Here is a 23,004-nt window from a genome sequence, read left to right on the forward strand (position 1 = left end):
TCCGATGCGACGCGGCAGCGGCTCAGCCCGCTTCCGCCCAGGGCGCGGCGGCCAGGCGCGCGGCCAGGAAATCCACCACCACCGTGACCCGCGCCGGCTTCAGGCCACCCGGAGGCAGCAGAATGCTGAGATCCACGTCCGGCATCGACCAGCCGGACAATGCCCGTTCGAGCCGACCAGCCGCCAGATCCTGCCACACCATGAATTCCGGCTGCACGGCGATGCCCTGCCCCGCCAGCAGCATGGGCGTCAGCGCGTCGGCATTGTTGGCGCGCAGCGGCCCCGAAGGCGTCACCGTCTCGACCTCGCCGGCGGCATTCACGAAGCGCCAGCGGTCCGGGGCGGGCAGATAGGCATAGCCCAGGCAGCGATAGCTGTTCAGATCGCGGGGATGCTCCGGCCGCCCGGCGCGGGCGAAATAGGCCGGGGCCCCCACCAGCATGCGCCGTACGGTGCAGATGCGCCGCATCTTCAGGCTTGAGGCCGGCAGGCTGGCAATGCGCAGTGCCAGATCGAACCCGTCCGCCAACAGGTCCACCTGCGCATCGGCCAGATGCAGGTCGATGGAGAGCTTGGGAAAGATCTCCAGCAACTCCGGCAACAGCGGCGCCACGTGGCGCAGGCCGAACGACATGGGAGCCGCCAGCCGCACCACCCCCTGCGGCTCCACGGATTGGGAGAGGGCCTCGGCCTCCGCCGCCTCCGCTTCCGCCAGCAGTCGCCCGGCGCTCACCGCAGCGGCCCGCCCGGCGGCGGTCAGCGAGAGATGGCGCGCGGTGCGGTTCAGCAGGCGGGTGCCAAGCCGCAGTTCCAGGCGGCCGATGGCCTTGGAAACCGTCCCCTTGGAGAGGTTGAGATCGGCCGCGGCGCGGGCGAACGAGCCCACTTCGACAACCTTGGCGAAGATCGCCCAGGCTTCGAGATCCGGCAGGCGCTGTGGGATAGAAATGGAAACCATGGGTTTCGATTGTTTCCACTTTTGGCCCACGAGATCAATGCCATATTCCCTCCATGTCCAACGGGACCGGAAGCGCTGCCCGCGCCCTTGTGCGGGAACGCCGGCCGGGAGGAGTTCACCCCATGATCGACCTGCGTCCCTTCTCGCGTCTCGGCGGCGCCGACCACGGCTGGCTCGATACGAAGCACCATTTCTCGTTCGCGGATTATTTCGACCCCAACCGCGTGCACTGGGGCAATCTGCGGGTGTGGAACGATGACGACATCGCCCCTGGCACCGGCTTCCCGCTGCATCCCCACCGCGACATGGAGATCATCACCTATGTGCGCGAAGGGGCCATCACCCACCAGGATGACCATGGCAATCGCGGCCGCACCGAGGCCGGCGATGTGCAGGTCATGAGCGCCGGCACGGGCATTCGCCACTCGGAGTATAATCTGGAGAAAGGTCCCACCAAGATCTTCCAGATCTGGATCATCCCCGAGACCCGCGGCGGCGCGCCGCGATGGGACGCCCGGCCCTTCCCGAAGGGCGAGCGCTCCGGCCGGTTCGTCACTCTGGCGAGCGGCCGCGACGGCGACGCCGACGACGCCCTGATGATCCGCGCCGACGCGCGCCTCGTGGCCGCCACCCTCAAGGCCGGCGAGAGCGCGGTCTATGAGCCGGAGGCCGGCCGCCACCTTTATCTGGTGCCCGCCCGCGGATCTGTGGAGGTCAACGGCACGCCGGTGGCGGAGCGGGATGGCGCCGCCATCCGTGACGAGGCGCGGATCGAGGTGAAGGCGCTTGAGGATGCGGAAGTCATCCTGGTGGACGCCGCCTGACGACCTGCGAAAGACCCACACACAAAAACGGCCGGTGAGTGATCTCACCGGCCGTTCGTCGTGAACGCGAACCGTCTCCCGCAGGCCGATCCCTCTCAGTCCTCCGGACCGTCGGCGGTGGCGAGGGCCAGCTGGTCCGTGGCATCGGGTATCCGGCCCGACAACGCCGCGTTCAGCTGGTCGCGATCCAGGTCCTTCTCCCAGCCCGCCACCACGATGGTGGCCACCGCATTGCCGACGAAATTGGTGAGTGCGCGGCATTCCGACATGAAGCGATCAATGCCGAGAATCAGCGCCATGCCTTCCACCGGCACCGAGGGCACCACCGAAAGGGTGGCGGCCAGGGTGATGAAGCCGGCACCGGTGATGCCCGCCGCGCCCTTGGACGACAGCATGGCCACCAGCAGCAGCAGCAGCTGATCCCAGAGCGACAGCTGGATGCCCACCGCCTGGGCGATGAACAGCGAGGCCAGCGTCATATAGATGTTGGTGCCATCGAGGTTGAACGAATAGCCGGTGGGAATGACAAGCCCCACCACCGACTTACCGCAGCCGGCCCGCTCCATCTTCTCCATAAGGCTCGGCAGCGCCGCCTCGGAAGAAGAGGTGCCCAGCACCAGCAGCAGCTCCTCGCGGATGTAGCGCAGCAGCGCGAAGATGGAGAAGCCGTTGTAGCGCGCCACCAGCCCCAGCACGCCCACCACGAAAATGATGGAGGTGAAGTAGAACGTGGCGATCAGGAAGGCGAGATTCGCCACCGAGCCGATGCCGTACTTGCCGATGGTGAAGGCCATGGCGCCAAACGCGCCGATGGGCGCCGCCTTCATCAAGATCGCCACCAGCCGGAACATGGCCTGGGCCGCCGACTGCAGCACCGTCATGACCGGCTCGCCGCGCTCACCGATGCCGCCAAGCGCGATGCCGAACAGCACCGAGAAGAACAGCACCTGCAGGATGTCGCCCGAGGCCAGCGCGCTCACCGGCGTGTTGGGGATGATGCCCATCAGGAAGCCGATGATGGACTGGTCGTGGGCCTTGGCGGCGTAGCCGGCCACCGCCTTGTGGTCGAGGGTCGCCGGATCGATGTTGAGGCCGGCGCCGGGTTGAATCGTATTGCCGACGATCAGGCCGATGATCAGCGCCAGGGTGGAGAAGGTGAGGAAGTAGATCATGGCCTTGCCGGCCACGCGCCCCACCTTGCCGAGATCGCGCATACCGGCGATGCCGGTCACCACCGTCAGGAAGATGACCGGCGCGATGACCATCTTCACCAGCTTGATGAAGGCGTCGCCCAGCGGCTTCATGTCCGCGCCGAGGCTTGGATAGAAGTGGCCGAGCAGAATGCCCGCGCCGATGGCGACGAGGACCTGCACATAGAGATGCTGATGGAGCCTGCGGGGCGCAGCAGGCGCCGCCGCCGGGAGCACTGGGGCCATGGACCGTTTCCTCCGCCAGCCGCGTCGCACCTCTTATGTCGGGGGGCGTCGCAGCAGGATGGGTTGCGCAACGCTCGCGGGGGGGATTGCCTGCGAGCACCGCGCTTTCGCAAGCCCCATGCCATGCGCCGGCCGGTGGCGCGCCACCGATAAGCCATTGAAAAAACGTTAACACCGCGAGGGTGGCGCCAGCAGCCTCGACTTTTCGTGTGGCCTGCCGCACAACTCGCCCCTCCTGCCGTGCGGAAATCCGCACATTTTGGATGTGCCCACGTGATGTTCTTTCGGTTTCGATCCGCCGGGCACGCCCTGGCCGCGCCGGGCACGGGCCGGGCCAGCCGGTGGACGCGCCTGCGCCCGGCGCTCGGCTTCATCGCGGTAGCGCTGGTGGCGCTGGTGGGCCTCGACCGGCTGGCGGTCTATGGGGCCGAGCGCCTGGCGCTGGCGCGGGTGCACGGGGAAGGCGTCTTCGCCGCCGACCTGCGCGTGGCCGCACTGCGGGCGGAGATCGAGAAGCAGCGCACCCTGCCGGTGGTGCTGGCGCAGGATCCGGACGTGCATGCGGCCCTGGACCACGGCGACGCCGCCAGCATCCAGGCCCTCGACAACAAGCTGCGGGCCCTCGCCACCGCCACCCGCACCGGCGTCATCTACCTGCTCGATCCCCACGGGCTGTGCATCTCGGCCAGCAATGCCGGCACCCCCATGAGCTTCGTGGGTTCGGATTATTCCTTCCGCCCCTATTTCGTGCGGGCCATGGCCGAGGGGGCGGCGGAGCATTTCGCCTTCGGCACCGTGAGCCTTCATCCCGGCCTCTACCTGACCCGGCGGGTGGACGGACCCGACGGCCCTCTCGGGGTGCTGGTGGTGAAGGCCGAGTTCGACGAGATGGAGAACGACTGGCGGCGGCTGCCCCTGCCGGCCCCCACCTTCGTGACCGACAACCATTCCATCGTCCTCATCACCAGCGAGCCGGCCTGGCGGTTCAGAGCACTGGGGCCGCTCGCCCCGGCGGAGAAAGCGGCGCTGCGCAACAGCCTCCAGTTCGGCGAGGCGCCGCTGGATCCGCTCCCCCTGCAGCCAGGCCCCGAGGGCGCCGACACCGTGCGCACCACCCTGCCCGGCGCCCGCACGGCCCAGACCTTCGTGGAAACCGAGGCGGCGGTGCCCACCACCGGCTGGACCCTGCACGTGCTCTCCCCCACCGCGCCGGCGCTGGCCCTCGCCGCCACCGCCACCCGCTCGCTGGCGCTGCTGCTGGGCGTGGTCGGCTTCGGCACCGCCGGCCTGGTCCTCACCCGGCGCCACCAGCTCAAGGGAGAGAAGGCCCGGGGCGCCGCGGCCCGCCGGGAGCTAGAGGAACGGGTGGCCACCCGCACCGCCGAGCTGCAGGATGCCAACGAGCAGCTGCGCGCCGAAATGGCTGAGCGGCGCCGCGCCCGCATCGCCCTGGAGGTGCTCCAGGACGAGCTGGCCCAGGCCTCAAAGCTGGCGGTGCTGGGCCAGATCGCCGCCAGCATCGCCCATGAGGTGAACCAGCCTCTGGCGGCCATCCGCGTGTTCGCCGACAACGCCGGCACCTTTCTCGACCAGCACCAGCCCGACGCCGCCCGGGCCAATCTCACCACCATCGCCGCCCTCACCGAGCGCATCGGCACCATCACCCAGGAGCTGCGCGCCTTCGCCCGCAAGCGCGCCCGCGACGTGGGGCCGGTGGAGGTGGAGGCGGCCATCAACGGAGCCCTGCTGCTCATGGGCTACCGCCTGCGCCAGCAGGACATCAGCTTGAGCGTGAAGGTGAACCCGCCCGAGCTTCAGGTGCGCGCCGATCGCGCCCGGCTGGAGCAGGTGTTCGTCAATCTCCTGCAGAATGCCGCCGAGGCGCTCACCGGACAGCCGCACGGCAACATCCACATCAGCGCCGGGCGGGTGGGCGGCGATGTGCGCATCGTGGTGGCGGACGACGGCGCGGGCCTGCCCGCGGAAGTGATGGAAGCGCTGTTCCTGCCTTTCACCACCACCAAGCCCAATGGGCTCGGGCTGGGCCTAGTGATCTGCCAGGACATCATCCGCGAATTCGGCGGCGCCATCACCGTTGAAAACGACCACGGCGCCCGCTTCACCCTCACCCTGCCGGAGGCCCGCTAATGGACGTCGCCTTCATCGATGACGACGAGGTGCTGCGGGCGGCCAATGTCCAGGCGCTGATGCTGGCGGGCCTCACGGTAGCGGCCTATGGCTCGGCCGAGGCGGCACTGGCCGAGCTCGATGCGGATTTCCCCGGCGTGGTGGTGAGCGACGTGCGGATGCCGCGCATGGACGGGCTCACTTTGTTCCAGAAGCTGAAGCGCCTGGATGGCGACCTGCCGGTGATCCTCATCACCGGCCATGGCGACATCGCCATGGCGGTGGAGGCGATGCGCGAGGGCGCCTATGACTTCGTCGCCAAGCCCTACCCCATGGAGCGGCTGCTGAGCGCTGTGCGCCATGCCCTCGAAAAGCGGCGTCTGGTGCTGGAGAACCGCGAACTGAGGCGACAGGCAGAGGCGGCCAGCGCCGACCTGCCGCTGCTCGGCATCGGTCCGGCCATGGACCGGCTGCGGCAGGTGCTGCGCCAGCTCGCCGACGCGGATGTCGATGTCCTGGTGGAAGGCGAAACCGGCACCGGCAAGGAAGTGGTGGCGCACACGCTGCACCGCTGGAGCCGGCGTGCCGGCCAGCATCTGGTGGCGGTGAATTGCGGCGCCCTGCCCGAGGCGATGATCGAGAGCGAATTGTTCGGACACGAGGCCGGCGCCTTCACCGGCGCGGTGAAGAAGCGTGTGGGGCGCATCGAGCACGCCAGTGGCGGCACCTTGTTCCTGGACGAGATCGAGGCCATGTCGCCGGCGCTGCAGGTGAAGCTGCTGCGGGTGCTGGAGGCGCGCGAGGTGCAGCCGCTCGGCACCAATGAGATCCGGCCGGTGAACCTGCGGGTGGTGGCGGCATCGAAGGTCGACCTGATCGACCTGGTGCGGAAGGGGGATTTCCGGGAGGATCTCTATTACCGCCTGCACGTGGCGGCCGTGCACGTGCCGCCCCTGCGCGAGCGGCGGGAGGATCTGCCGGTGCTGTTCGGCCATTTCCTCGGCCAGGCGGCCCAGCGCTTCGGTCGCGAGCCGCCGGCGCTCACGGCGGCGGTGCGTCACCATCTGGACACCCACAGTTGGCCCGGCAATGTGCGCGAGCTGGCTCATTTCGCCGAGCGCGTGGCCCTCGGCCTGCCCGGTCCGCGCAGCGCCCCACCGCCGGCGGACGCAGACCTCGCCAGTCCGTTGCCCTTGCCGGAGCGCGTGGAGGCATTCGAGGCGGCGGAGATCCGCGCCGCCCTGTCGGCCACCCGGGGCGACGTGCAGGCGGCGGTGCGCACCCTCGGGATTCCACGCAAGACGTTCTATGACAAGCTGCGCCGGCATGACATCGACCAGGCCAGCTACCGGCACGACCGCTGACGGCACCTGGGCCGGTGGCACGCCCGGCCCAGGTTCGAGCGGCATTTCGAGCCAGGTGGATAGCGGCGCGGCGACGAGACGGCGCTCATTCCATGCGCGAGCGCCTTTTCACGGCTGTCCGGACCACCCGAAAGGCCTCAGGCGTCGGTCTCCTCGCCCCGCGGGGTTTCCACCTCACCCGTGTGCTGCAGCCACAGCATCACCAGCCAGCACAGGCAGGCCCACGCCGCGCCCAGCATCCAGCCGCCGAGCACGTCGGTGGGCCAATGCACGCCCAGATAGATGCGGCTGACGCCGACGATCACCGTCAGGGTGGCGGCCACCGCCAGCAGGAACACCTTGACCCGGGTTCGCGCCTGGGTGCGCGCCAGCAGCGCGCCGAGAGTGAGATAGACCACGGCGGAGAGCATGGCGTGGCCGCTGGGGAAGCTCTGGGTGTAGACCGCCACCCCGTGCGGCACCAGATCCGGCCGCGGCCGATCGAAGCCCCACTTCATCACCTGCGACAGCGCCGTTCCACCGGCCACCGACACCGCCACCAGCAGCGCTGCGTGGCGCTTGCCGGTCATCATCAGGAACGCCAGCACCACCAAAGTGAGGAGGGTCAGCACCCCGGTCGAGCCCAGGGCGGTGAAGTCCCGCATCATCTCTTCGAACCAGGGCGGGCCGAGGGGATCGGAAAGGTTGTTGGGATCGCGCAGCGCCAGCAGGATCGAGCGATCGAGGCTCCCCGCGTCCCCTTCCAGCACCTCGTCCGCCACCTTGACGAAGGCGTAGAGCGCGCAGGCAATGAAGCCCAGGGTCGCCAGCGTCATGCGCTCCATGTGGCTCACCGAGGCGAGCAACGGGCCGAGCACGGGGATGGATTCGAGGCGGCGGCGGCCGCGGGTGATCAGCGAAGTCATGCGCCCAGGGTTGGCGCGCGCCGACGCCGCCGTCAACAGGGCCGATGCGTGCCGCCAGCCTTTGCCCCGCGCTTTTCCAGACCGATGCGGACACGGCGCCACATACCCTTAGGTCAGAAACCAAAAGGCGCGGCGCACCCTGATCGTCCACCCACCCTCGCGACGCTCGCCCTTGCGGCGTGTGCCTGCAGCTGCCATGTGGGCCCCATGACCGCCCGCGCCACGCCCATCGCCCTTTATATCGACGCCGATGCCTGCCCGGTGAAAGCGGAGGCCTACAAGGTGGCCTGGCGCCACGGCATTCGCGCCCATGTCGTGGCCAACACGGCGATCGCGGTGCCCCAGGATCCACTGATCCTTCGCGTCGTGGTGCCGAGCGGCCCCGATGCCGCTGACGATTATATCGCTGAGCGGGTCTGTCGCGGCGACGTGGTGGTGACCGCCGACGTGCCCCTGGCCGACCGCTGCGTGAAGGCCGGCGCCGATGTGATTAGCCCCACCGGTCGCCCCTTCACCCGCGATTCCATCGGCATGGCCCTGGCCACGCGCAATCTGATGGAAGATCTGCGCGGTGCCGGACTTGCCACCAGTGGGCCGCCCCCCTTCTCCGCGCGCGACCGCTCCACATTCCTGGAGAAGCTCGATCTCGCCATCGTCCGCCTCAAGCGCGCCGGCTTCCAGACCGGCCTGTGAGAACCAGCGACAGCGCCCCTCCGCACGCCGCTGCCCACAGGATCTGCGCTGAGGGTTTGCCACGATGAAGCCGCATGGATAGGTTACGCGCCCACTGCCGGTACGCCGGCACTTTGTAGCCGCGGACCGCCGATGACCGATATTTTTCACGAAATCCAGGAAGACCTGCGCCGCGAGCGCCTGCGCAAGCTGTGGGACCGGTTCGGGGCCCTCATCATTGCCGCGGTGGTGCTCGTCATCGTCGCTGCGGGAGCCTGGAGCGGCTATCGCTATTGGCGCACCCAGCAGGCCATCGCCGCCGGCGCGGAATTCCAGCAGGCGGTCACCCTTGCCGATGCCGGCAAGTTCGCCGAGGCCGAAGCCGCCTTCGAGACCATCGCCAAGACCGGCCCCGAGGGCTACCGCGCCATCGCCGCCTTCCGTGCCGCCGGTGCCGCCGCCGCCCGCGACCCGGCAGCCGGCGTTGCCGCGTTCGATGCCATCGCCGCCAACCGCAGTGTGGAGCCGCTGCTGCGCGACATGGCCCAGCTGCGCGCGGGCATGATTCTGCTCGACACCGCCGATCTCGGCGAGGTGAAGAAGCGGGTGGGCGACCTGGCCGCCGGCACCGGCGCCCTGCGCAATTCCGCCCGTGAGGTTCTGGCCCTCGCCCAGCTCAAGGCCGGCGATTCCGCCGCCGCCTACAAGACCGCCACCGACATTACCGAGGATGCCGGCAGCGCGCCGGGCGTGCGCTCGCGCGCCGACCTGATCCGCCGCATCACCGCCGAGGCCGCAGCGCCCGCCGCACCTGCTACCGCGCCCGCCACTACCGGCGGCACCGCGTCCAAGGATGCTGCGCCCGAGGATGGTGCGTCGAAGGCTGCTGCACCGGCGACGGCTCCGGCCGCGCCTGCTTCACCGATGCCCGCCGCGACGACGCCCGCCGCGACGATGCCTGCCGCGCCGCCTGCGGCCCAGTAAGAGAGGCCCGCCATGAAGTCGTCATCCGGCCTGCTGCGACCACTGCGTCTGGCACTCGTCCTCGGTCTCGCCCTCACCGCCACCGGCTGCGAGACCCTGGAGAAGTTCAATCCCTTCGAGGAGAAGGAAAAGCCCCTGCCCGGCGAGCGCCATGCGGTGTTCCCGACCGGGGTGCCCGGTGTCGACTATTCAACAGGCCCCGGCCAGCCCACCAACGCCAACGCCCCCATTGATCTGCCTGCCCCGTCGGCATCCGGCGCGACCTCCTCGCGCTGACCCTGTGCCGACGTCGGCGATGGCCCTGCTTTTGAGCCTCTTTCCATGAGCTTTACCCTGGCCATCGTCGGCCGCCCCAATGTGGGCAAGTCCACCCTGTTCAACCGCCTCGTGGGCAAGAAGCTCGCGCTGGTGGACGATCGTCCTGGCGTCACCCGCGACCGCCGCGAAGGCGAGGCCCATCTGGGCGATCTCACCTTCCGCATCGTCGATACCGCCGGCCTGGAAGAGGCGAGCGCCGCCAGCCTCGAGGGCCGCATGCGGGCCCAGACCGAGGCGGCCATCGGCGATGCCGATGCCATCTTGTTCCTCATCGACGCCCGGGTGGGGCTCACCCCCACCGACCGGGCCTTCGCCAGCCTGGTGCGCCGCTCCGGCAAGCCCACCATCCTGGTCGCCAACAAGAGTGAGGGACGCGGTGGCGAGGCGGGTGCGATCGAGGCCTTCGCTTTGGGCCTGGGTGAGCCGGTGCCGTTCTCCGCCGAGCATGGCGAAGGCCTGTCTGACCTCTACGACGCCATCTGCGCCGCTCTGCCAGAGCAGACCAAGCTGCCGGAAGACGAGGACGAGGACGAAGAGGCGGATGCCGGCGAGGCCGATGACGGCGCGCCCAAGCGTCCCATCAAGGTGGCGGTGCTGGGGCGGCCCAATGCCGGCAAGTCCACCCTCATCAACCGCCTGCTGGGCGAGGATCGCCTGCTCACCGGCCCGGAAGCCGGCATCACCCGCGATTCCATCGCCGTGGAGGTGACGTTCCACGGCACCCGGCTGGAGGTGTTCGACACCGCCGGCCTGCGCAAGCGCGCCCGCATCGACGACAAGCTGGAGAAGCTCTCCGCCGCCGATGCCCTGCGGGCCATGAAGTTCGCCGAGGTGGTGGTGGTGCTGATCGACGCCACCCGCCCGTTCGAGGAACAGGACCTGCGCATTGCCGATCTGGTGGCGCGCGAAGGCCGCGCCGTGGTGATCGGCTACAACAAGTCGGACCTCATCGCCCGTGGCGGCCTCGCCACCCGGCTGCGGGAGGAAGCGGACCACCTGTTGCCGCAGCTGCGGGGCGTACCCATCGTGGCGCTCTCGGGCCTCACCGGGCATGGCCTCGACAAGCTGGTGGAAGCCATCGCCCAGGCCCACAAGGTGTGGAACAAGCGCGTCGCCACCAACCCGCTCAACCGCTTCCTGCAGCAGATCGTCGACAACCACCCGCCGCCGGCGGTGTCGGGACGCCGCGTGAAGTTGCGCTACATGACCCAGCCGAAGGCCCGCCCGCCATCGTTCGTGCTGTTCTGCTCACGGGCCGATGCGCTTCCGGAAAGCTATATCCGCTACATCACCAATGCCCTGCGGGAAACCTTCAATCTGCCGGGCGTGCCGATCCGCCTGACCCTGCGCCAGAAGGACAATCCCTACGCCGACTGAGCCGTGTCTGCAGCGGCGCGGCCGCAAGGGCCTCCTTCAGGGCACCGCAAGGGCATGATGGGTGGCGAATGGAGAGACGGCATTAAGCTCTCGACGGCATAATCGCGCGGATTTCGCCCCTGCGGAGACCGCTTGATGTCCGTCGATTCGCCGTCCGTGCCTGCGCCCTCCAGCCGTCCGAAGCTGGCGCACGGCTTCAGCCGCCGCCGCTTTCTGCAGCTCGGCATGGCGCTGAGCGGCGGCGTCGCCCTCGACGCCCTGTGGCCGGTACAGGCCGCTGATGATCCGGACCTCGCCGCCATCGCCGCCCTCAAGCCGGGCCAGTATGTCTGGCATCCCGAGCGGGCGCCGGAGGGCTTCGTGGCGGTGGTGGTGAACCTCGACGATCAGCGCGCCTATGTCTATCGCAACGGCGTGCGCATCGGCGTGTCCACGGTCTCCACCGGTCGCGAGGGGCACGACACGCCCACCGGCGTGTTCACCATCCTCGGCAAGGATGCCGATCACCACTCCTCCATCTACAACAACGCCTCCATGCCGTTCACCGAGCGCCTGACCTGGTCGGGCGTGGCGCTGCATGCGGGCGGCCTGCCGGGCTATCCCTCCTCCCACGGCTGCGTTCACCTGCCGCTCGCCTTCGCCAAGGAGCTGTTCTCCATCACCCATGTGGGCACGCCGGTGATCATCGCCGACAACCACACCGCGCCGCAGGATGTGCTTCATCCCGGCCTCATCATGAGCGAAGGGCTGGAGCAGGAGCTGGCGGTGAATGCCACCGGCGCCGGCGCGCCGGAGGACATGGCGGCGGCCGAGACCGCGGTCGCCATGGTGGCGAGCGCCGCCGACAAGTCCCTCACCGTGCTGCGGGGCGGCCAGGTGGTGCTGCAGGGCCCCATCGCCATCTCTGATCCGAGCGCGCCCCTGGGCAATGTGGTCTATGTGCTGGCCAGCCGCGATGGCACCCCGCGCTGGAGCGCCATTTCCTACGAAGGCAACGCCGCGCCCGCCGGAGAGGCCGCGCAGGCGCTGGCCCGCATCACCGTGGATCCCTCCATCAACCGCCAGGTGGCGAGCCTCATGCACCCTGGCGCCACCTTGCTGGTCACCGATCTTCCGGCCCATCCGGGCACCCGCACCGGCCGCGATTTCGTGGTGCTCACCCACAAGATGGTGAGCTGAGCATGGCGCCAGCCTCGCCCGGCCGCCTCCGGCGCGCCCTGCGGCTCGGCGCCGCCACGCTGGCGACGCTGCTGGCGACGGGCGCCCACGCCGAGCAGGCGCCGCCCGCCAAGGAATTGTTCGGACGCGCCCGGGCGCCCGCCAGCGAATTCCTGCCGGAAGCCATCGGCTTCTACTCCAAGGGATGCCTGGCCGGTGGCGAGGCCCTGGCCATCACCGGGCCGGAGGCCAAGGGGCCCCTGTGGCAGGTCATGCGGCTTTCGCGCCATCGCAATTTCGGCCACCCGCAGTTGATCGCCTTCCTCGAACGGTTCGCCCAGAAGGTGCCCCAGGTCTCGGGCTGGAGTGGAATCCTTGTCGGCGACATGTCGCAGCCGCGTGGCGGCCCCATGCTCACCGGCCATGCCTCCCACCAGATCGGCCTCGATGCCGACATCTGGCTCACCCCCAGCCCCGGCCGCGTCCTGACCACCGAAGAGCGGGAGAAGATCTCCGCCACCATGATGGTGCGCGCCGACCGGCGCGACATTAACCCGGCGAACTGGCGCCCGGACCATTGGAAGGTGATCCGCGCCGCCGCCACCGATCCCGGCGTCGAGCGCATCTTCGTCAACGCCGCCATCAAGAAGGCGCTGTGCCGGGATGCTTCGGGTGATCGCGCCTGGCTCGCCAAGGTGCGCCCCTATTGGGGTCACGACTACCACATGCACGTGCGCCTGGCCTGCCCCACCGGCAATGCCGACTGCCGGCCCCAAGAGGCGCCGCCCCCCGGTGACGGCTGCGGCAGTGAACTCGACTGGTGGTTTTCCGACGCGGTGCTGCACCCCAAGCCCGACAAGGAACCCGCAAAGCCCAAACCGCCTTTAACGCTCAAGGACCTGCCGCCCGCATGCGCGGTGGTCCTCAACGGGAAATAGGGCCAAAACGCCAACCAGGGAGCCCGCCATGGCCGACCTCTCCGATCTCTTCCCGGGCTTTGCCTCCCATTATGTGGAAACCAAGGCCGGCCGCATCTTTCTGAGGCAGGGGGGCGAGGGGCCGCCGCTGCTGCTGCTGCACGGCTACCCCGAGAGCCATGTGATGTGGCACCAGGTGGCGCAGCGCCTTGCCGAGCACTTCACCCTGGTGATCCCCGACCTGCCCGGCTACGGCTGGAGCGCGGCGCCGGAACCGGGCCCGGACCATTTCCCTTATGCCAAAAGGGCGATGGCGGCGGCCATGGTGGAGCTGATGGAGCATCTCGGCTTCGCCCATTTCAACCTCATGGGCCATGACCGCGGCGCCCGGGTGGGCTACCGCCTCGGCCTCGACAATCCGGGCCGGCTCGACCGCCTGGTGCTGCTCGACATCGCCCCCACCTACATCATGTGGCACAAGATGGACCGGGCGCGGGCGCTGCAGGTCTATCACTGGTCGTTCCTCGCCCAGCCGGCACCGCTGCCGGAGAAGCTGATCTCCAGCCGATCCGATTTCTATCTCGAATGGACGCTGGCGAGCTGGACAGCCACAAAAGACCTCTCCGCTTTCGACGCCCGCGCCCTCGCCTATTACCGGGCCGCCTACGCCTCGCCGGACCGGCTCCATGCCATGTGTGCGGATTATCGCGCCGGCGCCACCCTCGATCTCGCCCATGACGAGGCCGACATCGCTGCCGGCCGCACCCTCTCCTGCCCCACGTTCCTTGCCTGGGGAGAGGCGGGCATTCCCGGACGCGGCGCCAATCCGCTGGATGCCTGGCGGGTGCTGGCGCCGGAGGTGACTGGGGCCGCGGTGCCCGGGGGCCACTTCATGTGCGAGGAGGCCCCCGGCCCCACCCTTGATACGGTGCTGCCGTTCCTCACCAAAGCTTGACGGCATCACCAGCCATCGGCATTGCCTAGGGTCAATGTCGATGGCTGGCGCGCCGACCTAGAATGGCAGCCTGAGTTCCGTCTTTCCGATTTCTGCCGACCACTCCCCCAAGATCGCTCCCAAGAAACGCTCCCAAGAAACGTTCCCAAGAGTCGCACCTAAGGATCGCACCCATGGCCATCGGCGATGCGCTCAACGTCCGCGCCCGTGCTCCCCTCCGCCTCGGCCTTGCCGGGGGCGGCACCGATCTGTCGCCGTATTGCGACGAGTTCGGCGGCAATGTGCTGAATGCCACCATCGACCGCTTCGCCTATGCGCATGTTCGCACCAACCGCATCGGCGCGCTGGTGCTGCGCGCCCGGGACGTGGGCACCGAAGAGGTGCTGGAGCCGAGCCTGGATCACCCCATCCGCGAGGGATTGATCCTGCATCGCGCCGTCTACACGCACATGATGCGGACCTATTGTGACGGGGTGGCGCTGCCGCTCACCATGTCCACCACCATCGACGTGCCGGCCGGTTCCGGGCTCGGCGCCTCCTCGGCGCTGGTGGTGGCCTTGATCGAGGCGTTCCGCTACGCGCTCCACCTACCGCTGGGCCCTTATGACGTGGCGCGCCTCGCCTTCGAGATCGAGCGCGAGCATCTCGGCCTTGCCGGCGGCCGGCAGGATCAGTATTCGGCCGCCTTCGGTGGGGTGAACTTCATCGAATTCCTGCCGTCCGATCGGGTCATCGTCAATCCACTGCGTATTCGCCGTGAGTTCCTGAACGAGTTCGAGGCCTCCCTGGTGATCTGCTTTACCGGCCAGTCGCGCCAGTCGGAGACCATCATCAAGGAACAGGTGGCCGGCCTGAAGCAGATGGACACCAAGACCGTCGAGAACATGCACAAGCTGAAGCAGGACGCCATCGAGATGAAGCTCGCGCTGCTGCGCGGCGACATTCGCGGCACCGCCGAGATCCTCGGCCGCTCCTGGGCCGCCAAGAAGGCCACCGCCGCCGGCGTCGCCACCGCGGCCGTGGACCGGTTGTATGACGAGGCGATGGCGGCGGATGCGTGGGCCGGCAAGGTTTCCGGCGCTGGCGGCGGCGGCTTCCTGATGTTCCTGACCGACCCGGAGAACGCCTATCGCCTCAAGCAGGTGCTGAACGCCGCCGGCGGCCAGGCCAGTTCGGTGAAGTTCACCTTCGAGGGCGCCGAAGGCTGGCCGATCTGCCTGTGACCGGCGGCACGCGAAAGAAGGGGTGGGGATCGTGGTGAAGCAGTGTGTCATTCTCCTCGGTGGTCTCGGCACGCGCCTCGGCGCGCTCACCGCCGATACGCCCAAACCCCTGCTTCCGGTGGGTGACATTCCCTTCGTCGAGGTCCTGATCGCCGAGGCGCGCCGGCGCGGCTTCACCCATTTCCTGCTGCTCGCCGGCCACCGCGCCGAGGTGGTGCGGGACTATATCGACAGCACCGACGTACGCGGCCGCTTCGATGCCACGGTGGAGATCGCGGTGGAGACCACCCCGCTCGGCACCGGCGGCGCCCTGGTGAACGCCCTGCCGCTGCTGGACGACACCTTCCTGCTGCTCAACGGCGACACCTGGTTCGACTTCAACTGGCTGGATCTGGTGGCCACCACCCTCGACCACGGTGCCGATTTCGGCATGGCGCTGCGGCTGGTGGAGCAGCCGGACCGCTATGAGACCATCGTTCTGGAAGGCGCGCGGGTGCGCGCGGTGCGGCCGCGCGCGGCCGGGCTGGCGCGGGCGCTCATCAATGGCGGCGTCTATGTGCTGCGCCGCGCCTGCCTGGAGCGGCTCGCCATGCCCTCTTCGCTGGAGGCGGACCTGCTGCCCGCCCTGGTGGCGGAGGGGCGCATGGCCGGCGTCTCCTATGACGGCTTCTTCATCGACATCGGCATTCCTGAGACCTATGCGGCCGCCCAGACCTCCGTGCCAGCGCAGCGCTGCCGGCCGGCGGTGTTCCTCGATCGTGACGGCGTGCTGAACGTGGACACCGGCTATGTCCACGCGCCGGAGGACTTCACCTGGATCCCCGGCGCCAAGGCGGCGGTGAAGCGCTTCAACGACCTCGGCTATTACACCTTCGTCGTCACCAACCAGGCGGGTGTCGCCCGCGGCTATTATGACGAGGCGCAGGTGGGGCGCCTGCATGCCTGGATGCAGGAGGAGCTGCGCGCGGTCGGCGCCTCCATCGACGACTGGCGCTACTGCCCCTACCACCCGGAAGGCACGGTGGAGCGCTACCGGCAGGTCCATGATTGGCGCAAGCCCGCGCCGGGCATGCTGCTGGACCTCTTGGCCCACTGGCCTGTGGACCGCGCCCATGCTTTGCTGATCGGCGACAAGGGCTCGGATCTCGAGGCGGCCACCGGTGCCGGCGTCCCCGGCCATCTGTTCACCGGCGGCAACCTGCTGACATTCGTTGAAGGACTGCACCCCGGCGCCGCCCACCCGGCCCCCAACCGCTGAAGGCCTGCCCGATGTCCACCGTCGTCGCCTCGTCTGCCGTGGCCAGCCTGGCCGACCTCGCCGCCGATGCCCGCGGCTGGCTGCTGGATGTGGCGGCGCCGCTCTGGTCCACCCGCGGCCACCTGCCCAAGGGCCTGTTCGTGGAGCGCCTGTCGCGCACCGGCGAACCCGATGACGCCCCGCGCCGGCTGTTCGTGCAGGCGCGCGATGTCTATTCGTTCGGCGAGATCGGCCGGCTCGGCTGGAACGGGCCCTGGCGCGCGCTCGCCAACGCGACGGTGGATTATCTGCTCGCCCATGGCCGGCGCGAGGATGGCCTGTTCATCCATTCCTTCACCACCGACGGTGCGGTTCATGACGCCCGCGCCGACCTCTACGACCAGGCGTTCATGCTGTTCTGCCTCGGCCACGCCTCCAAGGCGCTGGATCGCCCGGACCTGCTCGACGTGGCGGACGCGCATTATGCGGTGCTCGCGGCGACCCATGCCCACCCCGCCGGCGGCTTCGTGGAACGGGACATTCCGCGCCCGTTCCGCCACCAGAACCCGCACATGCATTTCTTCGAGGCCTTCTCGGCTCTGTATGTGCTGAGCGGCCGGCCGCAATGGAAGGCCCGCGCCGAGGCCATGGCCGGGCTGTGCCGCGACCATTTCATCGACCCGGCGAGCGGCGCGCTGCTCGAATATTTCACCGACGACCTCGCGCCGGCCCCCGGGCTGGACGGCACTCTGGTGGAGCCGGGCCACTGCTTTGAATGGGCGTGGCTGTTCGAGGGGCTGGAGCTGTGGGGCTGGCCCGGCGCCGCCGGCATCTCCGATCGCCTCACCGCCTTCGGCCGCACCTTCGGCATCGACCCCGTGCGCAATGTCGCCATCAACGAGGTGACCACCGCCGGCACCGTGCACAAGGCCACCGCCCGGCTCTGGCCGCAGACCGAGCGCCTCAAGGCGGCGCTGGCCCGCCTGCGCCGGCTCGGCACCGCCGCCGAGGCCGAGGAAGCGCGGCGCGCCTATACCGGCCTCAAGCTCTATCTCGACATGCCGGTGCCCGGCACCTGGCAGGATGTGTCCAATCCCGATAGCAGCTGGGTGGAGATGCCGGCGCCCGGCTCCTCGCTCTATCACATCACCTGCGCCATGGCGGAGCTGATCGACACGGTGGACGGCCGCCCCTGAGGCGCGCCGTCAGCGGTGGTCGGCCAGAGCCTGAAAGACTACCGGGCGACCATAGAAGCGGGTGGCGATCTGCCCCGCGCGGGCCGGATCGCCGGTGGTGAGGAACACCCGCCGCCCGCTGCCGGTGGCGGCAAAGTCGGGATGGCGCTCCAGATAGGCCAGAAGGCTGCGCGCGGTGACCTCGGGCTGCGACAGGATGCGGGTCGTTGCCGGCAGGGCCGCGCGGAACAGCGGCTCGATCAGCGGATAATGGGTGCAGCCCAGGATGCACACATCGGGCAGCCGGCCATGCATCTGTGCCGCCAGCTGCCCCACATAGGCCTCCACCGCCGCGCGCAGCACCGGCTCGGGTGCATCGGCCTCGATCAGCGGCACCAGATCCGGACAGGCCTGCTGCCAGACGTCGACATGGGCGGTGCGTTTGTGGATCTCGCCGGCGAACGCGCCACTCTCCACCGTATGGCGGGTGGCGAACACGGCGACGGCCACCTGCGCGGCGGCGGGCGGGCGCAGCACCGGCGCGGCATCGGCCACCCAGGGCACCCCGGTCACCTCCTCGACCACCGGCACGATAACCCCGAGCACCCGGTGATGCGGATGGGCGCGTGGCAGCCAATTGCGCTGCAGACGGCGCAGGCCGTGGGCGGCAGCGGTGTTGCAGGCCAGGATCACCAGCCGGCAATTGGCCTCGAACAGCCGCTGCACCCCTTGCACGGTGAGGGCGTAGATGTCCCCCGCCGCGCGGTCCCCATAGGGCGCGTTGGCGTGGTCGCCGAGATAGACGAGATCATGGGCCGGCAGCGCCCGATCGAGGGCGCGCATCACCGTGAGGCCGCCACTGCCGGAATCGAAGATGCCGATGGCCACGCTCAGAACACCCCGGGGCCGGCCATGCCTTTGGTGATGGTGAGGAGCATGATCCGCAAGTCCAGCCAGATCGACCAGTTCTCGATGTAATAGAGATCCAGCGCCAGCCGGCGCTCGGCCTTCTCCACCGACTGGATGGGCCCGCGCGACCCGTTGATCTGGGCCCAGCCGGTGATGCCGGGCTTCACGCGGTAGCGTGAAACATATTGCTGGATCGCCTCATAGACCACGTTCGGCGACACCAGCATATTGGGCACGTGGGGCCGCGGGCCGACGATGGACATGTCGCCCTTGAGCACGTTCAGGAGCTGCGGCAGCTCATCGATGGAGGAGGCCCGCAGGAAGCGCCCGACGCGGGTGATGCGGGGACTGTCGCGGCTGGTGCCGGCCGAGCCGTCATCCGTCAGGTCCACGGTCATGGAGCGGAACTTGTAGACCATGAAGACCTTGTTGTTGCGACCCACGCGCGGCTGCTTGAACAGGATGGGACCGGGCGATTCCAGCTTGATGGCAAGGGCCGCCGCCAGCAGGATCGGCGAGGTGATGAGGAGGCCGATCGTGGCGACCACATAGTCCTCGATCGCCTTCATGAGGCCCAGGGAGCCCTTGAAGGGCTGCTGCTGCACCTGCAGCGCCGGCTCGCCCGCCACCATGGTCAGGTTGGCATAGTTCAGCGAGAAGCTGCGCGGATCGAGCTCGACGATGACATCGACGGCAATCTGGTGCAGCTGGCTCACCACGGCACTGATGGCCGCCGGCTCGGCCCACGACTTGGTGACCACCACCATGTCGACGTGCTCGTCCTTGGCGTATTCGAGCAGCTGCGCGATGCCGCCGCGCTCCGGCGGATAGGGTTTGCCGGTGATCTCGGAGAGCACGGGGACGCCGTCGCCCTCCGTCCCGCCGTCATCGGTGAAGATGCCGACGAAGGACATGAGGCCCTTGGCGCCTTCCTCCTCCTCGTAGCGATCCACCAGCGCGCGCGCCCGGTCGCGCTCACCGAGCACCGCCACGTGGCGCCGCAGCACCGCCTTGCGGCGGACCAGCACCATGCCGAGCCGCACCAGCACCAGGCGGCCGAACAGCAGCGCCGCAGCGGTGACCGCGCCCCAGCCCATGAGGGCCTTGAAGTTCGTCGCCTCGGTCGGAATGAGCGCGTAATAGCAGACGCCGACCACGAAGCCGGCCGGCACGCCGCCCACCACCACGTGGCCGATCTGCCGCCGCAGGCGCGAATAATGCTCAACCCGGTAAGCCCGTCCGAACTGCAGGATCTGCACGAAACTGAAGATGCCGATCAGCCACAGAATGCCGATCTGGCTCCAGGACAGGAAATCCCACGCCACATGCGCGATGATCGCCGCCAGGAGCGACATGACCACATCGCACACGATAACGAAGCGATTGATGAGCCCGTGGGTCCAACGTGTCATAGTTGTGATGTCCAGCCCGCCCAACCGTCTGTGCGATGGTGCTTTATGGTCAACTTCTGCTTAATCGGCGCTGGAGCGTCAAGGGTAACCGGCCACTCACTTTAAGCTTTGCTTAACGCGACGGGACGCGGCGGCGCCGGTCCGGCGCTGGACGCCTCCGGCGCGAAGGTTCACACTCGCGCTGTCCACGGGCGACATTTGCCGCAGGACAGGTTTTCAGCATCCATTTTGTCGAATGACGGATTTTCACCATGTACAACAAGCGCCTTGAAGCATTGCGCAGCAATCCAGGCGGGGATTGGATCCCGGCTGATCTTGAGATCACCGCCTCCCAATATGCCGTGAAATTTCGCAAGGTCACGGGAACTCATGTGGTCTTCACCCATCCCTCGGTGCCCAATTGCGTCGCCGTGCCGATGAAGAAGAAGATCCGGCCCGCCCATGTGCGGGCTTTCGTCGAGATGATCGACCGCATGGACGAGATGGACCAATGAGCGACCTCAACACATATCCCCACGATCTGGCCCCCCTGCCGGCCGATGAGGGCGGTGGCTTCATTGTGCGCTTTCCCGACATTCCCGGCTGCCTGGGTGTCGGTGATACGCCAGACGACGCCATGGCGGACGGCCTCGAGGCCCTGTTCGCCTGCATCGATGCGCTGAAGGCGGCCGACCGCGAGCCGCCCGCGCCATCCGCCCGCTGACCCGTCAGCCGCCGTCGGGGTGACGCCTCTCCGCCTGCTCCTCCAGCCAGGCGGACACCGTGTCCAACAACCGGATCGCCGCCGGCAACTGGGCATGGGCCTGCTGTTGCGCCGGCGTCTGCGGCTCCAGCGTCCGCCACCAGACGATGAAGCGCTCGATCAGCGCGCGCCCCGGAACCTGTCCAAAAGCAAGGCCGGGAAAGGCCTGGAGACCGAACGCTGCCTCCACGTCGGCCAAGCGCGCCGCCACATAGGCCCGGTCATCGTCGCCGAGGGGAAATGGCGTCTGCGGAGCGCGCCGCACCATGCGCACCTCGCTCAATTCCGGAATGTAATCCACCTTCGTCACACAGGCCCCTTCTCTGCCAGACCCCGCTCCCATGGCGCCAGTCCGCGCCGGCGGCGGCCCGGCGCCGGCGCGGACTGGCGCGCGGCCGCATTCTTGCACGTTTGATGCCATGCACTGCGCCAGCGACACTAGGGGTGCCGTCGCCACCCGCATCCTGGAAGCCCTGCGGCGGGCCGCGATGGAGCGCGCGTGCTCTAAGGGGGCGGATGCCCTGTTCGGGCAGCGCGACCTCCCCTTCCCGCGCCGATTCGACACGATCGTGCGCGTGTTCCCTCGGCGCACCGCCCCTGCGCTGCGCCGCCATGGCGCGCACGGCTACGACGAGCCCGCGCCGCTCCTGGGGCCCGCCGGCCGCCGACCGGCGACCACTTTCGCCACCACCCGCGCGGAGGCGGAGCCGTTCATTGACCGGGCGGGCCTGCACCCATGACGACCCCCGCGCTCCAACCCGCCCCCACGCTGTCGGCCCCGGCGCACACCGACGCCACCGCCATCCATGCCGTACCGGCCCGGCTCCGGCCCTGGGGCTTCGAGGTGCTGGTGCTGCGCGAATTCCGACCAGCCGATGCCCCGCCCGCCTTCGCGCGGATCGAGCAGCACCTGCTCCGCGCGCCCGAGCGGCTCAATCGCCACGGTGTGTCCTTCGCGTTGGCACTGCGCCCGGAGATCGTCTCCGCCCTGACCGGCCTGGTCGGCCGCCCCTCCCAGCGTGACGCGGCGGACCGGCCCATCCGCAATCCCCTCTGGCCCGCCCTCACCTGGCAGGCGCGTCCGTACGACTGGCCCGATGGCACGCGCACCACCGAATGGTGGGCTCAAGCGCGATTCCCCACGTTCGCCCCCTGGGACGCCCTTCGTCGCCAGTTCGCCCCGGCGCTCGCGGGGCACGGCGCCCCATGCCCGTCACCATCCCCGGAGCCGCAGCCATGAGCCCCCCCTCGAACGCCGCCCCGCCCGCGCCGACCGCCGCGTCATCGCCAGCCACCATCGCCTGCCCGCATTGCAACGGGGCCAACGCCGCCGGGACCGATCTTCTGGCAACCTTTCGGAGCATGCGCTGCAGCCACTGCGGCAGCCCGCTCTTCACCGGCACTCCGCTGACCCTGACCGCCGCCAATTTCGACGCCCATACCGCCGCCGACGGCCTGCCGCTGCTGGTCGACTTCTGGGCGTCGTGGTGCGGCCCCTGCAAGAGCATGGCGCCGGTGTTCGACCGCCTCGCCGCCGAATTCGAGCCCCATGTGCGCTTCGCCAAGGTGGACACCGACAGCGAAGGCGATCTGGCCACCGCCTTCCGCATCCGGACCATCCCCACGCTGAGCCTCGTCCATGATCGCCGGGAGGTGGCACGCATCGCCGGCGCGCTGTTTGCCGGTGATCTGCGCCGCTGGCTCTATGGCGCCCTGTCCGAAGCGACAGGCACCGAGGCCGCGACGGGCTGACTCAGCCGATCCCCCTCCACCCTTTTTGCCCCATGGGAGTTGCCCCAATGACCACGACCGTTGCCGAGACCCGCGCCATCATGAAGGAAGCGGACTTCGATTTTCCCGTGGATACCGTCTGGCGCGCGCTCACCGATTCCGAGTGGCTCGCCGTCTGGTTCTTTCCCAACGACATCCAGCCCGTGGCCGGGCACCGGTTCACCATCTGGGGCCGGCCCATCGAGCGCTGGGACGGCGAGTTCCAATGCCAGGTGAAGGAGGTACAGGCCCAGCATCTCATTTCCTTCCGCTGGAGCGGCGGCCATGAGGAGCTCAAGGGCTTCGGCCATTATATCGACACCACCGTCACCTGGCGGCTGGCCGCGACCGAAGCCGGCACCCACTTCACCTTCCTGCACGAAGGCTTCGCCACTGATGCCGGCACCGATGCGGTGTTCGAGGTGATGTCCAAGGGGGCTGAGAGCGTGTTGCGCACCCTCGCCAAGCGCCTGCCCGACCTCGTGACCCACGGCGCCTGAACGCGCTTCGGTCCGCAAACGAAAAAGGGCCGCCCTGGGGC

Annotated in this window: 24 protein-coding genes; 18 read left to right on the forward strand and 6 right to left on the reverse strand. The window is 68.9% G+C overall.

Annotation, left to right across the window (positions count from 1 at the left end; genetic code table 11):
* Window positions 1-22 precede the first annotated feature (22 nt).
* Window positions 23-958, reverse strand: a complete 936-nt coding sequence (locus MEU52_RS01430) for a LysR family transcriptional regulator (RefSeq protein WP_238121734.1) — start codon at window positions 956-958, stop codon at window positions 23-25.
* 122 nt (window positions 959-1,080) lie between these two features.
* Between MEU52_RS01430 and MEU52_RS01435 the strand changes: the two genes are divergently transcribed.
* Complete coding sequence (locus MEU52_RS01435; RefSeq protein ID WP_238121733.1) at window positions 1,081-1,782, forward strand: pirin family protein; 702 nt, start codon at window positions 1,081-1,083, stop codon at window positions 1,780-1,782.
* 95 nt (window positions 1,783-1,877) lie between these two features.
* On the opposite strand, the gene MEU52_RS01440 is transcribed toward MEU52_RS01435, so the two are convergent.
* The gene (locus MEU52_RS01440) at window positions 1,878-3,218 is read right to left on the reverse strand and encodes a dicarboxylate/amino acid:cation symporter (RefSeq protein ID WP_238121732.1); all 1,341 of its coding nucleotides are present in this window, start codon (window positions 3,216-3,218) and stop codon (window positions 1,878-1,880) included.
* Between the two features lie 276 nt (window positions 3,219-3,494).
* Between MEU52_RS01440 and MEU52_RS21720 the strand changes: the two genes are divergently transcribed.
* Complete coding sequence (locus MEU52_RS21720; protein WP_273546240.1) at window positions 3,495-5,366, forward strand: sensor histidine kinase; 1,872 nt, start codon at window positions 3,495-3,497, stop codon at window positions 5,364-5,366.
* Window positions 5,366-6,709 carry a sigma-54-dependent transcriptional regulator gene (locus tag MEU52_RS01450; RefSeq protein WP_238121731.1) on the forward strand — a complete coding sequence of 448 codons (1,344 nt, stop codon included), beginning with the start codon at window positions 5,366-5,368 and terminating at the stop codon, window positions 6,707-6,709. The genes MEU52_RS21720 and MEU52_RS01450 overlap by 1 nt, the downstream gene beginning before the upstream one ends.
* Window positions 6,710-6,846: 137 nt before the next feature.
* On the opposite strand, the gene MEU52_RS01455 is transcribed toward MEU52_RS01450, so the two are convergent.
* Window positions 6,847-7,614 carry a phosphatase PAP2 family protein gene (locus MEU52_RS01455; protein ID WP_238121730.1) on the reverse strand — a complete coding sequence of 256 codons (768 nt, stop codon included), beginning with the start codon at window positions 7,612-7,614 and terminating at the stop codon, window positions 6,847-6,849.
* A gap of 207 nt (window positions 7,615-7,821) precedes the next feature.
* Here MEU52_RS01455 and MEU52_RS01460 point away from each other — a divergent pair, with 207 nt between their 5' ends.
* The 10 genes from MEU52_RS01460 to MEU52_RS01505 all read left to right on the forward strand — a co-directional run bounded on the left by MEU52_RS01460 (window position 7,822) and on the right by MEU52_RS01505 (window position 17,651).
* Window positions 7,822-8,307 carry a YaiI/YqxD family protein gene (locus tag MEU52_RS01460; RefSeq protein ID WP_238121729.1) on the forward strand — a complete coding sequence of 162 codons (486 nt, stop codon included), beginning with the start codon at window positions 7,822-7,824 and terminating at the stop codon, window positions 8,305-8,307.
* 132 nt (window positions 8,308-8,439) lie between these two features.
* Complete coding sequence (locus MEU52_RS01465; RefSeq protein ID WP_238121728.1) at window positions 8,440-9,270, forward strand: tetratricopeptide repeat protein; 831 nt, start codon at window positions 8,440-8,442, stop codon at window positions 9,268-9,270.
* Between the two features lie 12 nt (window positions 9,271-9,282).
* Complete coding sequence (locus tag MEU52_RS01470) at window positions 9,283-9,546, forward strand: hypothetical protein (protein ID WP_238121727.1); 264 nt, start codon at window positions 9,283-9,285, stop codon at window positions 9,544-9,546.
* A 45-nt stretch (window positions 9,547-9,591) separates the two neighbouring features.
* Window positions 9,592-10,965, forward strand: a complete 1,374-nt coding sequence (der, locus tag MEU52_RS01475; protein ID WP_238121726.1) for a ribosome biogenesis GTPase Der — start codon at window positions 9,592-9,594, stop codon at window positions 10,963-10,965.
* Between the two features lie 135 nt (window positions 10,966-11,100).
* A complete protein-coding gene (locus MEU52_RS01480; protein ID WP_238121725.1) occupies window positions 11,101-12,144 on the forward strand; it encodes a L,D-transpeptidase in 1,044 nt (347 codons plus the stop codon).
* 2 nt (window positions 12,145-12,146) lie between these two features.
* Window positions 12,147-13,061 carry a penicillin-insensitive murein endopeptidase gene (mepA, locus tag MEU52_RS01485; RefSeq protein WP_238121724.1) on the forward strand — a complete coding sequence of 305 codons (915 nt, stop codon included), beginning with the start codon at window positions 12,147-12,149 and terminating at the stop codon, window positions 13,059-13,061.
* A gap of 28 nt (window positions 13,062-13,089) precedes the next feature.
* A complete protein-coding gene (locus tag MEU52_RS01490; protein WP_238121723.1) occupies window positions 13,090-13,995 on the forward strand; it encodes an alpha/beta fold hydrolase in 906 nt (301 codons plus the stop codon).
* Between the two features lie 173 nt (window positions 13,996-14,168).
* Window positions 14,169-15,218, forward strand: a complete 1,050-nt coding sequence (locus MEU52_RS01495) for a GHMP family kinase ATP-binding protein (protein ID WP_238121722.1) — start codon at window positions 14,169-14,171, stop codon at window positions 15,216-15,218.
* A gap of 31 nt (window positions 15,219-15,249) precedes the next feature.
* On the forward strand, window positions 15,250-16,476 hold the full coding sequence (locus MEU52_RS01500) for an HAD-IIIA family hydrolase (RefSeq protein WP_238121721.1): 1,227 nt from the start codon (window positions 15,250-15,252) through the stop codon (window positions 16,474-16,476).
* An 11-nt stretch (window positions 16,477-16,487) separates the two neighbouring features.
* Window positions 16,488-17,651: an AGE family epimerase/isomerase gene (locus MEU52_RS01505; protein ID WP_238121720.1), complete on the forward strand. Its 1,164-nt coding sequence runs from the start codon at window positions 16,488-16,490 to the stop codon at window positions 17,649-17,651.
* A 9-nt stretch (window positions 17,652-17,660) separates the two neighbouring features.
* Here MEU52_RS01505 and MEU52_RS01510 read toward each other — a convergent pair whose 3' ends face one another.
* Both MEU52_RS01510 and MEU52_RS01515 read right to left on the reverse strand, forming a co-directional pair.
* Window positions 17,661-18,518 carry a glutamate racemase gene (locus tag MEU52_RS01510; protein WP_238121719.1) on the reverse strand — a complete coding sequence of 286 codons (858 nt, stop codon included), beginning with the start codon at window positions 18,516-18,518 and terminating at the stop codon, window positions 17,661-17,663.
* 2 nt (window positions 18,519-18,520) lie between these two features.
* Window positions 18,521-19,951 carry an exopolysaccharide biosynthesis polyprenyl glycosylphosphotransferase gene (locus MEU52_RS01515; protein ID WP_238121718.1) on the reverse strand — a complete coding sequence of 477 codons (1,431 nt, stop codon included), beginning with the start codon at window positions 19,949-19,951 and terminating at the stop codon, window positions 18,521-18,523.
* Between the two features lie 251 nt (window positions 19,952-20,202).
* Here MEU52_RS01515 and MEU52_RS01520 point away from each other — a divergent pair, with 251 nt between their 5' ends.
* Together MEU52_RS01520 and MEU52_RS01525 are read left to right on the forward strand one after the other, a co-directional pair.
* Window positions 20,203-20,445 (forward strand): hypothetical protein, encoded by a 243-nt coding sequence (locus tag MEU52_RS01520; RefSeq protein WP_238121717.1) that lies wholly within the window; start codon window positions 20,203-20,205, stop codon window positions 20,443-20,445.
* A complete protein-coding gene (locus MEU52_RS01525; RefSeq protein WP_238121716.1) occupies window positions 20,442-20,654 on the forward strand; it encodes a type II toxin-antitoxin system HicB family antitoxin in 213 nt (70 codons plus the stop codon). Before MEU52_RS01520 ends, MEU52_RS01525 begins: the two co-directional genes overlap by 4 nt.
* A gap of 4 nt (window positions 20,655-20,658) precedes the next feature.
* Here MEU52_RS01525 and MEU52_RS01530 read toward each other — a convergent pair whose 3' ends face one another.
* A complete protein-coding gene (locus MEU52_RS01530) occupies window positions 20,659-21,003 on the reverse strand; it encodes a hypothetical protein (protein ID WP_238121715.1) in 345 nt (114 codons plus the stop codon).
* Between the two features lie 426 nt (window positions 21,004-21,429).
* Here MEU52_RS01530 and MEU52_RS01535 point away from each other — a divergent pair, with 426 nt between their 5' ends.
* The 3 genes from MEU52_RS01535 to MEU52_RS01545 are packed head-to-tail and all read left to right on the forward strand — an operon-like array spanning window position 21,430 to window position 22,963.
* Window positions 21,430-21,933, forward strand: a complete 504-nt coding sequence (locus MEU52_RS01535; RefSeq protein WP_238121714.1) for a hypothetical protein — start codon at window positions 21,430-21,432, stop codon at window positions 21,931-21,933.
* Window positions 21,930-22,445 carry a thioredoxin family protein gene (locus MEU52_RS01540; protein ID WP_238121713.1) on the forward strand — a complete coding sequence of 172 codons (516 nt, stop codon included), beginning with the start codon at window positions 21,930-21,932 and terminating at the stop codon, window positions 22,443-22,445. The genes MEU52_RS01535 and MEU52_RS01540 overlap by 4 nt, the downstream gene beginning before the upstream one ends.
* A gap of 47 nt (window positions 22,446-22,492) precedes the next feature.
* Window positions 22,493-22,963, forward strand: a complete 471-nt coding sequence (locus tag MEU52_RS01545) for an SRPBCC family protein (RefSeq protein WP_238121712.1) — start codon at window positions 22,493-22,495, stop codon at window positions 22,961-22,963.
* Window positions 22,964-23,004: the final 41 nt, after the last annotated feature.

Origin of the sequence: Xanthobacter sp. NM-25 (assembly GCF_022138605.1) — a bacterium.
Lineage (GTDB): Bacteria > Pseudomonadota > Alphaproteobacteria > Rhizobiales > Xanthobacteraceae > Xanthobacter.